A 16,149-nucleotide genomic window follows, 5' to 3' on the forward strand; every position below is an offset into this window, starting at 1 on the left:
TTTTTGGTCAAACCGCGTCTGGCGTTTCAGCTTTGGTGTTTGCATCCGCGCTTGGGTCATAAATAATCTCGACGCCGGCTTTCTCGCGTATGCTGTCTTTATAAATAGCCTTTATCAGCGCGATCCCCATCAATGCCATCACCATACTGAAGGGCAGGGCGCCAATCACCATAGCCGTTTGAATTGCTCCTAAGCCCCCGATAATCAACAGCGCGCCAACCACCAATCCCAAAGCCGAGCCCCAAAAGATAATATGCGGGCGCCCTTTGGGCCCTTCATCGCCACCGGAATTGATGGTGTTAATGATCAAGACCGCGGAATCGGCTGAGGTGACCAAATAGGTCAGCAAGAGGATCACCACGACAACCGCCATCATCCAGGCCTGCGAGCTGCTAAGAATAACGTCGAGCATCACAAAAAGCTGTGCTTGTGAACCCGCCGTGATGATGCTGTCGCCAGCGGTGCCATCCAGCGTTAAATCAACGGCGGTTCCCCCAACGATGGCAAACCAAATAAAACACATGGTGGCGGGAATAAGCATTGCGCCCAAGACATATTCGCGAATGGTGCGGCCTTTTGAAATTCGGGCAAGGAAAACACCGACAAAAGGTGCAAAAGCGATCCACCAAGCCCAGTAAAACACCGACCAGGCGCCTTGCCACGCGCTTAACGCATCGCCGGTTTCACTGCCGTCGGCCTTCCAGACGGTGAATAAGGTTTTCGGAAGCGTGACAAAATAATCAAACATGCCAACGATCAGCGCCTGCAGGCCAAAGAATGTACTGCCGAAGACAAGGAAAAAGAACAATATGAAAAAGCTTAGACCCATATTGATGTTTGAAAGCCATTTGATCCCTTTGCCCACGCCCGAAAGCGCCGATAGGGTTGAGGCGCCCATTATCACCAAAAGCGCAAGGATGATGCCGGCGGTCGAGGCCGTGCCTTCCGCGTTTAACACCCAGTCTCCGATACCCACACGGTGCAAGCCTGCAACAAATTGCTGAACGCCAAAGCCCAAGGTTTGGGCCACGCCAAGCACCGTGGCCACAACGGCTACGATGTCAATAATGCTGCCGACCGGTCCCGAAAGGCTTTTGCCGAATAAAGGCGCAAGACCGGATCGAATGGTGAGGGGCAGGTTACGCCGATAAGAGAAATACGCCAGCGCTAGGCCGACCAACGCATAGCAGGCCCAAGCAGAGACGCCCCAATGCAAGAATGACCAGCGGTAAGCTGCGCGCACATTATCGGCCTCATATCCCGTGGACAATCCGCGAATGACGTCGGGATTATTACCAAAATGATAAATTGGTTCGGCGGTTGCAAAGGTGAGCATTCCGATCCCGATCCCAGCGCCGAACATCATCGAAAACCAAGAAAAATTCGAAAATTCGGGTGTGTCGCCAGGTCGGCCAAGCAAGAGCTTGCCCGAGCTTGGAACCAGAGCAAATAACAAACAAACCACAACATAGAAGGCGATGACGAAGATATACCAACTGGCAAAATTGGTTAACAGAAACGAATTTAAGGCGCTTAGGACATTGCTGGCGTTTTCTGGAAAAACAACCGCCCAAATAATCAGCGCGCTTACCAATATTTTCGCACTGATGGTGACGTCCTTGCTGAATCCGGAATAAAACCCCGTATCAGATGTTTCTATTGGAAGGTTCATTAATGCTGGCTTTGTGGCCATTTTGTTATCCTTTTTACTGGTAAACGATCTTGTCTAACAAAATTTTTTAGCTTTGCGTTTAGATGAGTTTGCCGCTTAACCCTTAAATCTTATCAGTTTTTTTACGTTTATTTCGCTGCACTCATGGTTGGCCACTGGCTGCTGCATGGGCGTATTTAAAAATATTCTTTAATAAATAGTCTTTAGTATTGTTTTTATATACAAAAGTATAAATTTGGTCAATCTGTGAAAATTGGGGGGTGGCTTGGTCGAATAGGCTTGTAACTGGGGCTAAAATTGGGTCCTGTCTTCCTCTCATTATACCGGGGTTGCCATGCTTGATTGTGCGTTTGTAAGATCTCAATTTCCCGCTTTCAGCGAAGCTGCTTTGCAGGGACAGGCATTTTTTGAGAATGCGGGCGGCTCTTACACCTGTCAGCAGGTGATCGATCGTTTGTTCCGATTTTACACACAGCGTAAAGTTCAACCCTATGGGGCTTATGCAGCCTCTGGGTTGGGTGGCGCCGAGATGGATGAAGCGGGTGCGCGTTTATCCGCCATGATGGGTGTTGCGGCGGAAGAGCTTAGTTTTGGGCCATCAACGACCCAAAATACCTATGTGCTTGCGCAGGCTTTCAGGGCTTTTTTGGCAAAAGGCGATGCGATTATTGTAACCAACCAGGACCATGAAGCCAATTCAGGGGCGTGGCGGCGGCTTGAAGATGCGGGCATTATTGTCAAAGAATGGGGTTTAAACGCTTTAACCGGCCAATTGGATATTGCCGACTTAGAGAATCTATTGGACCAAGACGTAAAATTGGTGTGTTTTCCGCATTGCTCAAACGTGGTGGGGCAAGTGAACCCCGTTGCGCAGATTGTTGCTTTGATACATGCAAATGGATCTTTTGCCTGCGTAGATGGGGTGAGCTATGCGCCGCATGGCCTGCCAAACCTTGCCGAATTGGGGGCAGATATCTATCTGTTTTCTTCCTATAAAACCTATGGTCCGCATCAGGGTATTATGGTGGTGCGCGAAGCGTTGGCGCGGCAATTGCCCAATCAGGGGCATTTTTTCAATTCGGATTACCTAAGCAAACGGTTCACGCCGGCAGGGCCTGATCATGCGCAAATAGCCGCCTGTGCGGGTATGGCTGATTATATTGATGCACTATATGAGGCGCATTTCACGGCGGCTGCAGTACCAGTAAAGCGCGCCGAGGCGGTTCATGATTTGATGCGGGCGCATGAGCAAAGCTTACTACAGCCTGTGCTTGATCTTTTGCGCGCGAAAAACGCGGTGCGGCTGCTCGGGTCTGACAAAGCCGAAAATCGCGCGCCAACCGTTGCGATTGATCTGGGAACTTCGGCGCGGCCCATGGCCAAAGCCCTCGCCGCGCGCGGCATCATGGCAGGTGATGGGGATTTTTACGCCAATCGGGCGTTGCGCGCGATGGGTGTTGATCCTAATCAAGGCGTGTTGCGGCTGAGTTTTGTTCATTATACGAACCAAGCCGAAATTGATAAATTGCTGAATGCACTAGATGATTTACTTTGATCCAGATCAGGTTGCGGCATCGTAAAAGCTAAAAATATGCGAGGGAATGTGCAGCAAAACGCTCCGATTATTTACTGGGTTCGCCGCGATTTACGTCTGAGTGACAATCCAGCGCTTCGTGCCGCGGCTGAGCAGGGCAGGCCGGTGCTGCCGGTGTTTATTCGAGACGCGGCTGTGGATCGTTTAGGTGCGGCGCCAAAATGGCGGCTTGGGCTGGGTTTGGAACAGTTTGATCAGGCGTTGCAGGGGGTTGGAAGCCGGCTGACGTTTCGATCTGGCGCAGCGCTGGAAACCTTGCGCGCGCTGATCAAAGAAAGCGGTGCCGATGCAGTGTTTTGGGCGCGTGAGTATGACCCTAAATCGGTACAGCGCGATAGCGATATAAAAGGAAAGCTGAAAGATCTTGGGATTAATGCGCGCAGTTTCGGCGGTAAATTGCTACATGAGCCGTGGAGCGTAGAAACCAAGACAGGCGGCTATTATAAGGTGTACACGCCTTTTTGGAATGCGGTTAAAAATCGAGACATTCCCGCGCCGCTACCCGGCGTGGTAAAACTTCAAGCACCGGCTAATTTTCCACCTTCAGAAAACCTGTCTGGCTGGTCACTTGGATCTGGGATGCAACGGGGGGCGGCGGTCGTGCGCTCGTATGTAAGGCTGGGTGAAGAGGCAGCGCAAACGCGTTTGGCCGATTTTTGTCAGTCCGACATTGCCTCATATAATCGGTTGAGAGACGTTCCGGCCGTTTTGGGCACCTCTGGTCTTTCGGAAAACCTGGCTGTTGGGGAAATCAGCCCCTATCAATGCTGGCATGCCGGCCTGCGGGCCTTGCAGGATGGCAAAGAGGGCGCTGAGACGTTTTTGAAAGAGATTGTTTGGCGCGAGTTCGCCTATCACCTGATGCATCATACGCCGCATATTTTGGATCAAAATTGGAAACCTGGTTGGGATAGGTTTCCTTGGAACAAAGATGAACAGAATCCGGCAGTACTGGCATGGAAACAAGGCCGCACAGGCATGCCTTTTGTTGATGCTGCGATGCGCGAAATGTATGTAACCGGGCGCATGCACAACCGAGGCCGAATGATCGTGGCCTCCTTCCTTACAAAACATCTGATGACTGATTGGCGTATCGGATTGCGATGGTTCGAATCGTGTTTGATCGATTGGGACGCTGCCAGCAACGCGATGGGTTGGCAATGGTCGGCAGGGTCGGGGCCGGATGCCACTCCGTATTTTCGGGTTTTTAACCCAGAGACGCAATTGGCCAAATTTGATCCCAAAACCCTGTATCAACGCCAATGGCTGGCCGAGGGATCTTCTGCGCCAAGCCGTACCGCTTCACTTTATTTTGAGGCTATACCAAAAAGCTGGAATTTATCTGCTGATTTGGCTTATCCTAACCCCGTTATTTCGCTGGCCGAGGGACGTCAGCGTGCGTTAGATAACTATAAGAACCGTGACTTTTAAGAGGTAATGATGCTGTTTACGTCGACCCAAAATCAAAAGAACTTGCCACGCTATTTTTCAAGAGTGTTTGATATGGCCTGCAATATGAATTTTGGCCAGTTGGACTTTGCTCTAAGCGATGGCCGCGTGTTTCGGGCGATTGGCAGAAACCAGGGCCCGATCGCGCAGTTGAATATTCACAATCCTGATATTTTTGCGCGCCTGATCCGAGAGGGGGATTTGGGGTTTTGTGATGCCTATCTGGATCAGTGGTGGAGCACGCCAGACTTGCAGGCGTTTATGGATTTGATACACGCAGATAATGACGATTTGTATGATGGATTTCCGGGAATGGCGTTGGTGCGTTTCTATGAAAAATTTCGATTTTGGCTACAGCGCAACTCAAAAAAACAAGCGTTGAAAAATATCAGTTACCACTATGATTTGGGCAATGATTTTTATCAGTTATGGCTTGATGAAACGATGACCTATTCCTCTGCCTTGTTCAAAACCGGACAAGAAAGCTTAGAAAATGCGCAATTGGCTAAATACGCCTCGATGGTCGAACAGATGGATGTGCAATCGGGTGATCATATTTTAGAAATTGGCTGCGGGTGGGGTGGATTTGCAGAATATGCTGCAAAAGAGCATGGATTAAGGGTAACCGGCCTTACCCTGAGCAACGAGCAGCTTGTATTTGCCCGCGAACGCATTGAAGCATTGGGCCTGTCCGATTTGGTAGAGTTCAAGCTGCAAGATTATCGGGATGAAACCGGGCAATATGACGGGATTGCAAGCATCGAAATGTTTGAAGCTGTGGGTCAAAAATATTGGCCTTCATATTTTAAAGTTTTGCGCGATTGTTTGAAACCCGGGCGGCATGCGACGCTTCAGATTATAACGGTGCAAGATGCGCGCTGGGACGTCTATCAAAGAGGTGTGGATTTCATTCAGAAATATATTTTTCCGGGTGGAATGCTGCCAAGTCCGAGCGCTTTGAGAACCGAGATTGAAACCGCCGGTCTGAATGTGGTCCGATCCTTAGAATTTGGCGAAAGCTATTCGCAAACCTTGCGCCGCTGGCATGATGTGTTCAATGGAAAATGGGATCAAGTCGCGGCTTTGGGATTTGATGAGCGCTTTCGCCGCATGTGGAATTTTTACCTTACATCTTGCGCTGCAACGTTTTCGACCAGCAATTGTGACGTCACGCAGATTACCGTGACCAACCGGTAGCCGGCTTTTGGGCGCGTTATGGGGTGTGATCTTTACCTATGCCTTGCACCCGCTGCGTCTGATCTATGGTCTTTAAAAACAGACCCACAGTTCACAAAACTGCAATAGCGTAGCGGGGCTTTCGCTTGAGTTATGTGCCCAGAGCCACTAAGGGGTTGGCACACACGGTCGAATTGAAAGGGGTTTCATGCATTATGCGCCTGCCTTAGAGCATTTGGTTGGCAATACGCCATTGATCAAGCTGCAAAATGCCAGCAAGGAAACCGGATGTACGATTTTAGGAAAGGCTGAATTTCGCAATCCAGGCCAATCTGTCAAGGACCGCGCAGCTTTGTTCATCATCAAAGATGCAATCGCAAAAGGCATGCTTCGTCCCGGTGGCGTAATCGTTGAAGGGACCGCAGGGAATACGGGGATTGGATTGGCCGTGGTTGGCGCCTCAATGGGTTTTAAAACGGTGATTGTAATTCCCGACACCCAAAGCCAGGAAAAAAAAGACGCGTTGCGTCTGCTTGGGGCGCGGTTGGTCGAAGTACCCGCCGTGCCGTATAAAAACCCAAATAATTATGTGCGCTATTCCGGCCGCTTGGCGGCTGAAATTGCTAAAACCAGCCCAAATGGCGCGATTTGGGCCAATCAATTCGATAATATTGCCAATCGGCAGGCGCATATTGAAACCACGGGTCCTGAAATCTGGGAGCAAACCGAGGGCAAGGTAGATGGCTTCATCTGTGCTGTTGGTTCTGGGGGAACCCTGTCTGGCGTTGCGGCAGCCTTGCAGCCGAAAGGCGTTAAAATAGGATTGGCTGATCCGATGGGGGCTGCGCTTTATTCCTATTACACCGAGGGCGTTTTCAAATCTGAAGGCGGATCTATTTCTGAAGGTATCGGGCAGGGGCGTGTGACTGCAAACTTAGAGGGTTTTCAGCCGGATTTTGCCTATCAGATCAGTGATCACGACGCGTTGCCGATCGTTTTTGATCTGATGCAGCATGAAGGCTTATGTTTAGGGGGGTCGTCAGGGATCAACGTGGCAGGCGCGATGCGCATGGCCCGCGAATTGGGACCCGGACATACGATTGTAACCATTCTTTGCGATTCTGGCGCGCGTTATCAGTCAAAGCTGTTTAATCGCACGTTTTTGCGTGAGAAGGGCCTGCCTGTCCCTGATTGGCTGGAAGAGACGACGAGCGTCGTGCCCGAAGTGTACGAAACCCCGTGAAGGCGGTCGCTAAATTATGGGCTTGGGGCCTACTGTGGTTTATTTGGATGGGTCTCAGCCTAGCCGCTTTTGCCCAATCGAGCCTTCCGGATTATACGCGGTGGAGCTCTGAGTCTGCTTATGTAGAGCGGCAAATCTTGCAACAGAACGTTTCGGAAAGCCTGCGCGGTTTGGTTGCAGACTGGCGGGATCAATTTATCCGGGCAAGCGATGCGAATTCGGGGCGTATTGCGACGTTACAGGAACAAATATTAGCGCTTGGTGATCCCCCAGCGGAGGGGCAGAACGATCCTTTGGCGCAGCGCCGAAGGGCGTTGAACGCGGATTTGGCAAAGCTGCAAGTGCCCGTTGCGCAAGCGCAAGAAGCCCTGAGTAAGGCGCAGGGGCTGGTCAAGGAAATCGATCAGCTGATCCGCGCTGAACAAAAATCAGCATTGTTCGAATTGTCAAAAAGCCCGCTCTCGATAGTGGCTTGGCCTAAAGCTTTGCTAGAGCTCAGCGATATTATGGGCGGCTTACTAGGGGAAACGTTTGAAACCATACCGCTTGCGCTGACGCTGCTGGCGGGGAAGCAGCTTCTTGCTTCTTTTGTGTTGAGCCTTCTTATCGCGTTGCTATTACTGCTTGCCGCGCCGCGCATCGTGCAGCGGCTTAGCAGAGATCTGACTTATCAACGCCAGGGTCTGGTCTCGAGCACTGGTTTTTTAAGCACGCTGGTGATCGCTGTGGTGAAAGCGTCGGGGCTGCATTTTCTTTTATTGACGCTGTTGGAAAACGGTTTTTTGGGATTTCAAGGCACGTTGTTGATCGAGCGGGCGCTAGATCATTATTGGGCGGCTTGGATTTTTGGGGCGTTCTGGCTAGGGCAACGCTTATTCGTAGGAGAAACAGCGGTTTTAACCGCGGATGGCAACCAAAGTGACGAGCGCAATGCCCGATTGGTTGGTGCCTTGGCAATTGTGTTTATTGTTCATGCGGTGCTCGAACTGGTCGCGCATCATGAAGCCAGCTCACAGCATGTTCTGGTGATTTGGACGTTTCCCCTTTTGGTTTTAACAACGTTGATTTTGATGCGCTTGGCGCAACAACCTACTGAAAACGCTGAGGAAGCGGTCGCGCTTGGCGCGTCTGCAGAGAAAACAGCGCCGCTTTACCAAACGATGATGTGGTTGCTCAGACGCGTTTCTCGCTTTGTTGCGATTATTGCCACTTTGGCTGGTGCGCTGGGCTATATGAACGCCGCCAATGCTTTGCTGTACCCGTTTGTGCTCACGCTTGGCTTGTTGGCGTCAATTTTAGTTTTGCAGCGTTTGGTGAGCGATACATATGAAGTTTTCCTTGGCAAGGCCGGCGCAGGCAAGGATGCGTTGCTGCCGATTTTAATCGGCTTTTCGTTCCTTATATTGGCGCTGCCGGTTTTTGCGCTTATTTGGGGCGCGCGGGCGGTGGATCTGATAGAGCTTTGGAGCCAGGTGTTGAGCGGTGTTCAAATTGGTGAAACGCGCCTGTCACCTGGTGAGTTTTTAACGTTTGTCATCATTTTTACCGCGGGCTATATGGCCACCCGGTTTGTTCAATCGGCGTTAAAAGGCTCTGTACTGCCCAAAACATCGATTGATCCGGGCGCTCAAACAGCGCTTGTATCGGGAATTGGATATATCGGCATCTTCCTGGCCGCGCTGGTTGCGATTTCTTCGATTGGGATCGATCTGTCATCTCTGGCCATCGTTGCGGGTGCGTTATCGGTTGGCATCGGCTTTGGGTTACAAAATATCGTGTCAAATTTTGTATCTGGCATTATATTATTGATCGAGCGCCCAGTGAGTGAGGGCGACTGGATCGAGGTGGGCGGAAAAATGGGCTATGTGCGCAATATTTCTGTTCGCTCCACGCGGATCGAAACGTTTGATCGCAGCGATATTATTGTTCCAAATGCGGATCTTGTTGCCGGGGTGGTCACAAATTACACCCGCGGCAACACTTTGGGCCGGGTTATTGTTCCCGTTGGCGTGGCTTATGGAACGGATACCAAACATGTGGAAAGGCTATTATTAGAGATCGCAGGAAACCACCCGCTGGTGATGGGTGATCCTGCCCCATATGTGGTTTTTAGCGCCTTTGGTGATAGCAGTTTGAATTTTGAAATCAGAGCTATTTTGCGCGATGTGAATGCGATGTTGCGCGTGAAAACAGATTTAAACCATGAGATTGCGGCCGTGTTCCAAGCCGAAGGGATTGAGATGCCCTTTGTTCAACGCGATATTTGGCTCCGAAACCCAGAAGCGCTTACCGAAGGCGCAAAAAACTCAAAAAGTGGCTAACCATTCACGGTTAACGGTTCCGAGCCTCGTAACGGATACGCGGTTTCGAAAATCAGATCGCAGCTTGAGCGCAGAAGAGCTATGCGCCGCCTCTGATAAGTGATGTGCCTGTTTACGATCAATTGCGTATCGATCGGTGTTGTGGCTCCGTGTTAAGTAAGGGGCATTTCCTGCGGCAAGAAAGGTTTGCAAGCTGAGTGCAATAGGCAGACGCGTTATCCCTCTGAACAATTTATAGGGTCTTGAAGTCTTGCGTTCTGTCGCTTTTCTGGTGGAGGCATAAGGCCTCTTGCAAATCACCCAGTGGTCGGGCTAAACCCCGCATATGGACAGGTGGCCGAGTGGTCGAAGGCGCACGCCTGGAAAGTGTGTAGGCGGGAGACCGTCTCCAGGGTTCGAATCCCTGTCTGTCCGCCACAAACTCGGTTGTAAGTAAATTTATATTAAATAAAAACAATAACTTAGGTTAAGATTATATCTGAGTGATCTTATTGCAGGCAATTTTGCTGTACTTTTTGCTGTACATTTTGCTGTACCTCATCATTTGAAAAAATAAGCCATTTGAGCTACAATTCCGAATGAGTATTATTGATCGTTGGGGTCTGTTTTACCTCTATAAGCGCGCGCCTGTGCGCGTCGCTGTTAACCAGCGTGAATGGTACTTTTGCATTGTCTTAATAGGAAACCGTCTCGACTATGGGTTGAGGCAGACTGTTTTTAACAGTGGAAAAGCCTGTTAATGTTCAAATGCTGCCTCTCCGCCACTCCAGCGGCTCTAATATCTGAGCGGTCGCAGTTAAATTATATGCTCCGACTCATTTGGGACTCCACATATCTTGGCTCTACGTTATTCTGGAGTAAATTGTTGGAGGAAATGTATGCTTAATTTTGGGAAGGTTAGCGTGACGAAGGGCTTGGGTGAATGGATCGCTCTACACAAACGTATGGCACCTAAAATGTCTGAGGCTGGTATGTCCTTTCGTTTTGTGGCGGCGGACCCAAATGAAGAAACACTTTTCTTAGTCATTGAAATGACTGGAGACGTTGGCCAAATACTAGAGTCAACAAACAGTCCGGAAGCTTTAAAAATGCGCGAAGCATCTGGCGTGAGAGTAGAAACACAAGAAATCATCTCTGCTTTGCAGGAACATAAAGTATGGAACACAGAGGCGACGTCTACCTCTCAGAAAATTGCTGGTGAAATTGAAATTCCTGATGATTTTGATTTAGAGGATAGTGCTAGTTACCTTAACTTATCAAATAAAGAGTTATTAGTTTGGAGTGGTATAAGCCTTGAGGCAGATAAGTTGTATTTCATCGCGGAATGCGAAGACGTAAATATGAGCGGTTGTGAAGCTATTTCAGAAATTCACGCTTTATATTATCCATGATTTTGAAAGCGAACTTCGTGCGCACCAGACTTATGGTATTACTGATAACGCAGGCTACGTAGGTGGAGCCTGACCTTGCTTTTTGACAGATATAAGAAGTTCTGGGAGGAGGGCGATATTGAAGCCTTCACATCCATTATCCATGCAGACATTGAAATCATCATGCATTCAACGGGTGGAGTGATAGATTATGACCTTTGGATGGAACGAATTTCAGCAGTGATGCTTTCAGATGCTTATGCGGAAAATATTAGATGCCTTTATGAAAATGACGATATTATGGTTGTTCATCAAATAACCAATGCAGCTAATGGCACTAGAGACGCTGTCATGTACGTGTTTACTAAAGAAGATGGAATGCTGACAAAGCTTGAAACTGGGGCGACTCCTTTACCGCCAAAGAAATAAACCCACCCGCTCCGATATCTAAGGGGTCACCGATAAGCCGCATGGAAAACTAAGTTTTAGACTTCACATATTTCCGTACCGCATTATTCTTAGGAAGATAACTGGAGACACCCAATGCAACCGAAAACCACTTTGACCATTGCTTCAGTGATAGGCTTGATTTTTTCTTTCGCGATGTTTTTAGCGCCTGAGTTTGTTACTCGTGAGCAATTTCCAAACTCAGAAGGGCAAGGTTTTGCTGATCTTGTGACGCTTCGCTATGCGATCGCAAGCATAATTCTAGCCTTGGTCATAATAAGTTATCATTTGCGCGACATTACCGGCCATGCATTTCAGATACATGTAATGAGAGGATATACTCTAGCGTTCAGTGTGGTGTGCATTACCAACCTTGCGCTCCAGCTCACTGGTAAAATATCTGCGCTTCCACCAATTCTGGGCACAGGTATTATCGCAGTGCTGTCTTTACTGACTTGGCGGCGTTTAGTTAGCAGGACAAAAGAGGAAGCCTGATAAAAAAGTAACCCGATGCGCACCATAACCATGGCATTAATGATGACGCTCACAACGAAGGTCAGCGCAGGAAGCGAAGATATTTGCACAGCCAATAGCTTGGCGCATAATATGTGCAAAGAAGCAAATAGGCTTGAAAAAGTACTGGCTTCTCAGCTTCCTTTGAAATTGGAGGAAGGCTTAGAGTTCACTTCAGTATCTTCAGATAAAAATCAGCTTATTACCTATATGACGATTTTGTATGAGCGTTCTGTGCTTGAAGATAAAATCAGAGATGATGGGCGCTCTATGAAAAGTTTAGAACATGCTATGGAAATAATGAGCGCTGATAGCGCATGTTCCAATGAAGCCAGTAGGGCGTTCATTCAGCTGGGAGGTATTAGACAATTTATATATACATTTCAGGATGGCGCAGAATTCTTAGATATTTCGGTGGAAAGGTGCTGAGCAGCCTATCGCCATAAGACTCTGGCTGGCTTATAAGTTTGGCGAAAGTAATCCCATAAGTCCCATACTAGAAGTAATTATGGTGAAGGCGGTACATATGTGAGGTTACGTTACGTATTAATTGATTTAAAACTGATCAACCTTCACGCTTGCCCATCTTTAAGCTTATGGAGATAAAAATATGCTCAAGGAACGCTTTTCTAAACATTTTTTTGTTATCCACTCTTTTGTATCTGATGAGGCGCGGCAAGAATATTTAACGCCGCCAGAAAAACGTGATCCGCCCCAGCCGCAAAAGTCAGAATTGCAGTGGGCAGTAGAAGCGATTGGCGAATATGCCCAATGTATGCAGACTTGGTGTGGAAACGATGACTTTTTCTACTGTCATTGGATTGCTGAAAGTGAAGATGATGTTTATCAGCAACTGAATGCCTTTGAACTTGAGGGTGAAGTGGTTAATTCTAGGGTCAGCGAGATGCACCAATTTATGTCCGCTTATCGGGCCTCCGATGAAATTATGCGCCAGTATCCTGATGAAGGTGACAAATGGGACTGAACACCATGAGCATCTCGCTCATAGCATAACCAGTTCAATACCTAGCGCCTGTTTATTTACCCGGTTATTTAAACACCTAAAAACTTAGTCTTAAAGGCAATTGCGAGATATTCCTTAGCGGCTCTTGAATGCTCTTTTTGTAGTGCCGCGATGTCTGCATCTGACTTTAAAGAGGCGGCTTCAAGTTTACTTTTCGTTAATTCATATCTTTGATCTGCTTCGTCCATGAGCAATTTGCAAACCTCATTTAAGTGTTTCATCTATCTAACCTCTAGAAATCAAGTAAATACGAGCTGAAGAAATAGTTTGGCCAACCTCGCTTGATATTCATGGCGGCCCAGCGAGTTTTATTCATCAGCAGCTTGAGAATAATCATTGCGTATCAGTTCGTGTGTTAGACGCTTTTTATATCTACGTTGTCTGCGCCTAGCTTTACTGGAGTTTGCTCTCCAGCCTTCTCGTTTATCTTGTACGAGATCATCTAGGTCATCTGCTGTTTCTATGTATTCAGCGTCTGCTTCATAAGTTCTTCTTGCCATGCCTAAAACGTAGGTCAAATCTGAAAAAAGTCAGGTAGGGCGACCGTAGGTTAGAAAGCAAGATGATCATTTTGAAAGCCACGCGCATACAGTTGGCTACGTTTATAAGCTTTGCTTTTGTAACCGTGCAAAAAAGAAAAGGCGATGCTGTGAAGCACCGCCAGTAAATTGAAAACTTCTGGGAGGAAGAATTTTCAAATGAAACAAGCAATCTGGGAGGAGTAACTTGTTGTCAATAAACTAGCAATAATTCTGCATTGCAGCAATGGTCAAGATTGCAATGCTGCTATGCGGAAATCACATAACCCATTGCAAAGGTTGGATTATATATAGGGCAATAAAGCGGCTTGTTGCTCAAAAAGTAATCTAATTATAAAAACACATTGCTTTGCTTATGAATAATAGGCTCGAAGTTTAGTGGCCAGGCTCTCTGTTTGGGAGGAGAGCGGGTCTGGTCACATAAATAATTATTTAACTTTTCTTTTTATTGCTTGGGTTCCTACTGAAAGAACGGGTTATTCGTTTTGCTTTAAAGTTAGGGTTACGCCTGTGCTTCTTCTGGCGCAGAAGAAAGACGACGAAAAGTGCAATGCAAGAGAAGAGTATAAGGTCAAACATGTCTGGTTACTTCTGGTTTGGACATAGTGGGATACGCTGGCCACGAGGCCTTCGCGTTCATGGATTCCAAGGCCAGCTTTGCGGACAAAGCCGCTTTTTTCTGCATAGCTGATTAGTGGCCGCTCTTGGCTTAACGACCACTTGTGCTGGCCTCAGCGACAGTCATCTTAAATGCAATCTCGAGTACATTTGCAACGTCGTCATTAGAAACACCTTCTCTTTGCATGCGCATGGCCCCGCCGTGCTGTGCATCAAAGAAAAGTGCCGCGATATCCGTAGGAATATTAGCAAATTCGCCGCGTAATTTTGAGCGTGTTATCCATGCGCTGTAGGTGTTCAAAAGTTCAAGCCTCATTTGGCTAAGTTTTGCACAGGTGGACGGACCAAGTTGCTTTGATTGCGCACGCATCATCGCAAATAAACAACCTTGTGGAAGTCCAAGCCGGGTACGATCTTGCGTTATAAAACCTATGAGTGCCTCGATAGTATCCGATGCATGCTGATCTGTTTCAAGAATTTCAATAACAGGTTTAATTGCGAGGCTGTGATAGGCGTCTAGAGCACTCTTTTTTAATCCATCATCACTGCCAAATTCCCGGTAAACGCTTGGTTTAGATGCTCCCGTTAATTTGCATATATCGTTTATCGAAACATTTGCAGGCCCGTCTAACCAGTATTGAAGCAAAGCAGTTTGCACCACGTGATCTCGATTCAGCTTTTTGGGCCGGCCCCGTGCAGAAATAGACTTTTCATTCATAATCGTACCTAGGGGTATTTAATTATTGACCCTACCTTTTCGTACCTCTAGTTATTTAACGATTCTTAGATGTTAACCATAAAGGAAGCAACATGTTCAAAGATCCCATCGGGGTGCTGGGTCGAATAAATGCGGCTAGCTTGATGACTATAACACCTGAATTTTACAGACTATTGCCAAAACGTATGACGGGTGCAGGTAAGATTAATCATAAGCCTAAAAGCTATACGATTAGTCCTGCATATATGGAGCTTGATGGACTGAAAGTCCGATTTGCCACGGGCGGTAATCCGGATGGACCCACAGTGTTATTCCTTAGTCCTCTTCCTCAAAGCATATTATGTTTTGAACCGACTTGGTCAGCGCTTTGTGCCAGTGCCAATTTGGTCGCATTGGATTTGCCGGGCTTTGGACAAAGTGAAGGTGGCTTAAGCTATATGAATTTCGCGGCGCAAAGCGCCTTTCTTCAAAAGTTTATCAACAAACTTGGTCTTTCTGATATTCATATCGTGGCCCCAGATGTTGGGATGCCCGTAGCGCTCCATTATGTTTTGCACCGCGAGCACAGGGCAAAAAGTATTTTAGTTGGTGCCGGACCAAGCGTTCAACCGTCTGCAGATGGGAGTCTGGTCAGGAAGATGATTGCTTCGCGATTTTGGCGCTTTGTTTTCACAGTTACCGGCGCACCGGCATTCGTCGCTGGCGCTAACCAGTTGGGTTACTTAAGTTATAGTCCTTCAGCTTCGGAGGTCGCTGATTATGTTGCCTCTTATTCTGGTAGAGTTGGTCCAGTTACTAAATGGTTCAAAGGTTACCCAGAAGGTTGTAAAGATATCGATCCATATCTCGCTACGTTGAATTTGCCTGTCCACGTTTTATGGGGCGAGCAAGATGCATTTTTGAAAGTAGAAAATGCGGAACAATTGCATGCGCGGCTACCTAAAAGTAAATTAACCATCTTCAAGAATTGTGGCCATTTTTTCTATCAAGACCAAAGCATAGAATTCACCCAAATCCTGCAGACATGGATCAATGGCGGCTATGACCTCAGCGAGTAAAGTGTGAGGTTTGATAGTAACGACGCGTTTGTTAGCGTGGCCTCAAAAACGCCATTCGCCGTCAGTTAAATTAATTGCTGCGAATAACTACTGACTTTTAAAATGCGCGAACAAATTAGAAAAACAGAGCTTAATGAAATAATGCTGTCTTGAAACTATATTTTCTTATTTATGTGTATAATTTCGACCAATACTTGGTTGAAATGGATTTTGCAAAAGCGCGTTGACAGTGGCAAACGTGCTAGGGTTCTATTTGATCACTTTGCGTTAATGGTTCAAATTTTGGTGTTGATGGGGCAATTCTAACAGAAAATTTAATTGAGCCTGAATTTGATGAGGGGCGTTTGACCATTTTATACAACTCATAACCCCTCTTAAATGGGACTTACTGCCTAGTTTCGCCCGCC

At 47.6% G+C, this 16,149-nt stretch carries 14 protein-coding genes and 1 tRNA gene; 12 read left to right on the forward strand and 3 right to left on the reverse strand.

Features of this window, described 5'->3' with window-relative positions; all coding sequences use genetic code 11:
- Positions 1–7: 7 nt before the first annotated feature.
- Positions 8–1,693 (reverse strand): BCCT family transporter, encoded by a 1,686-nt coding sequence (locus tag UM181_13265; protein WQC62279.1) that lies wholly within the window; start codon positions 1,691–1,693, stop codon positions 8–10.
- Between the two features lie 313 nt (positions 1,694–2,006).
- Here UM181_13265 and UM181_13270 point away from each other — a divergent pair, with 313 nt between their 5' ends.
- The 11 genes from UM181_13270 to UM181_13320 all read left to right on the forward strand — a co-directional run bounded on the left by UM181_13270 (position 2,007) and on the right by UM181_13320 (position 12,770).
- Entirely contained in the window at positions 2,007–3,227 is a 1,221-nt protein-coding gene (locus tag UM181_13270) for an aminotransferase class V-fold PLP-dependent enzyme (GenBank protein WQC62280.1), read from the forward strand.
- Between the two features lie 36 nt (positions 3,228–3,263).
- Complete coding sequence (locus UM181_13275) at positions 3,264–4,697, forward strand: deoxyribodipyrimidine photo-lyase (protein ID WQC62281.1); 1,434 nt, start codon at positions 3,264–3,266, stop codon at positions 4,695–4,697.
- A gap of 6 nt (positions 4,698–4,703) precedes the next feature.
- Positions 4,704–5,912, forward strand: coding sequence for a cyclopropane-fatty-acyl-phospholipid synthase family protein (locus tag UM181_13280; GenBank protein WQC62282.1), 1,209 nt, complete (start codon positions 4,704–4,706; stop codon positions 5,910–5,912).
- Positions 5,913–6,099: 187 nt separating this feature from the next.
- Positions 6,100–7,134, forward strand: coding sequence for a cysteine synthase A (locus tag UM181_13285; protein ID WQC62283.1), 1,035 nt, complete (start codon positions 6,100–6,102; stop codon positions 7,132–7,134).
- The gene (locus UM181_13290; protein ID WQC62284.1) at positions 7,131–9,455 is read left to right on the forward strand and encodes a DUF3772 domain-containing protein; all 2,325 of its coding nucleotides are present in this window, start codon (positions 7,131–7,133) and stop codon (positions 9,453–9,455) included. The genes UM181_13285 and UM181_13290 overlap by 4 nt, the downstream gene beginning before the upstream one ends.
- Positions 9,456–9,782: 327 nt before the next feature.
- Positions 9,783–9,872, forward strand: a tRNA-Ser gene (locus tag UM181_13295).
- A gap of 461 nt (positions 9,873–10,333) precedes the next feature.
- The gene (locus UM181_13300) at positions 10,334–10,846 is read left to right on the forward strand and encodes a hypothetical protein (protein ID WQC62285.1); all 513 of its coding nucleotides are present in this window, start codon (positions 10,334–10,336) and stop codon (positions 10,844–10,846) included.
- Between the two features lie 75 nt (positions 10,847–10,921).
- Complete coding sequence (locus tag UM181_13305; protein WQC62286.1) at positions 10,922–11,254, forward strand: nuclear transport factor 2 family protein; 333 nt, start codon at positions 10,922–10,924, stop codon at positions 11,252–11,254.
- A 114-nt stretch (positions 11,255–11,368) separates the two neighbouring features.
- Positions 11,369–11,767, forward strand: coding sequence for a hypothetical protein (locus tag UM181_13310; GenBank protein ID WQC62287.1), 399 nt, complete (start codon positions 11,369–11,371; stop codon positions 11,765–11,767).
- A 15-nt stretch (positions 11,768–11,782) separates the two neighbouring features.
- Positions 11,783–12,214 carry a hypothetical protein gene (locus tag UM181_13315; protein WQC62288.1) on the forward strand — a complete coding sequence of 144 codons (432 nt, stop codon included), beginning with the start codon at positions 11,783–11,785 and terminating at the stop codon, positions 12,212–12,214.
- 181 nt (positions 12,215–12,395) lie between these two features.
- A complete protein-coding gene (locus UM181_13320; GenBank protein ID WQC62289.1) occupies positions 12,396–12,770 on the forward strand; it encodes a hypothetical protein in 375 nt (124 codons plus the stop codon).
- A 68-nt stretch (positions 12,771–12,838) separates the two neighbouring features.
- On the opposite strand, the gene UM181_13325 is transcribed toward UM181_13320, so the two are convergent.
- Both UM181_13325 and UM181_13330 read right to left on the reverse strand, forming a co-directional pair.
- Complete coding sequence (locus UM181_13325) at positions 12,839–13,030, reverse strand: hypothetical protein (GenBank protein WQC62290.1); 192 nt, start codon at positions 13,028–13,030, stop codon at positions 12,839–12,841.
- Positions 13,031–14,057: 1,027 nt separating this feature from the next.
- Positions 14,058–14,684, reverse strand: coding sequence for a TetR/AcrR family transcriptional regulator (locus tag UM181_13330; protein ID WQC62291.1), 627 nt, complete (start codon positions 14,682–14,684; stop codon positions 14,058–14,060).
- A gap of 92 nt (positions 14,685–14,776) precedes the next feature.
- Here UM181_13330 and UM181_13335 point away from each other — a divergent pair, with 92 nt between their 5' ends.
- Entirely contained in the window at positions 14,777–15,742 is a 966-nt protein-coding gene (locus UM181_13335; GenBank protein ID WQC62292.1) for an alpha/beta hydrolase, read from the forward strand.
- Positions 15,743–16,149: the final 407 nt, after the last annotated feature.

Source organism: Alphaproteobacteria bacterium US3C007 (assembly GCA_034423775.1).
In the GTDB taxonomy this organism is placed as follows: Bacteria; Pseudomonadota; Alphaproteobacteria; order Rhodobacterales; family Rhodobacteraceae; genus Thalassovivens; species Thalassovivens spotae.

Coding starts and splice junctions, on each gene's coding strand:
- UM181_13300 (WQC62285.1), top strand. CDS start 10,334: ATGCTTAATTTTGGGAAGGTTAGCGTGACGAAGGGCTTGGGTGAATGG.
- UM181_13310 (WQC62287.1), top strand. CDS start 11,369: ATGCAACCGAAAACCACTTTGACCATTGCTTCAGTGATAGGCTTGATT.
- UM181_13265 (WQC62279.1), bottom strand. CDS start 1,693: ATGGCCACAAAGCCAGCATTAATGAACCTTCCAATAGAAACATCTGAT.
- UM181_13330 (WQC62291.1), bottom strand. CDS start 14,684: ATGAATGAAAAGTCTATTTCTGCACGGGGCCGGCCCAAAAAGCTGAAT.
- UM181_13335 (WQC62292.1), top strand. CDS start 14,777: ATGTTCAAAGATCCCATCGGGGTGCTGGGTCGAATAAATGCGGCTAGC.
- UM181_13285 (WQC62283.1), top strand. CDS start 6,100: ATGCATTATGCGCCTGCCTTAGAGCATTTGGTTGGCAATACGCCATTG.
- UM181_13270 (WQC62280.1), top strand. CDS start 2,007: ATGCTTGATTGTGCGTTTGTAAGATCTCAATTTCCCGCTTTCAGCGAA.
- UM181_13320 (WQC62289.1), top strand. CDS start 12,396: ATGCTCAAGGAACGCTTTTCTAAACATTTTTTTGTTATCCACTCTTTT.
- UM181_13315 (WQC62288.1), top strand. CDS start 11,783: ATGCGCACCATAACCATGGCATTAATGATGACGCTCACAACGAAGGTC.
- UM181_13275 (WQC62281.1), top strand. CDS start 3,264: ATGCGAGGGAATGTGCAGCAAAACGCTCCGATTATTTACTGGGTTCGC.
- UM181_13325 (WQC62290.1), bottom strand. CDS start 13,030: ATGAAACACTTAAATGAGGTTTGCAAATTGCTCATGGACGAAGCAGAT.
- UM181_13280 (WQC62282.1), top strand. CDS start 4,704: ATGATGCTGTTTACGTCGACCCAAAATCAAAAGAACTTGCCACGCTAT.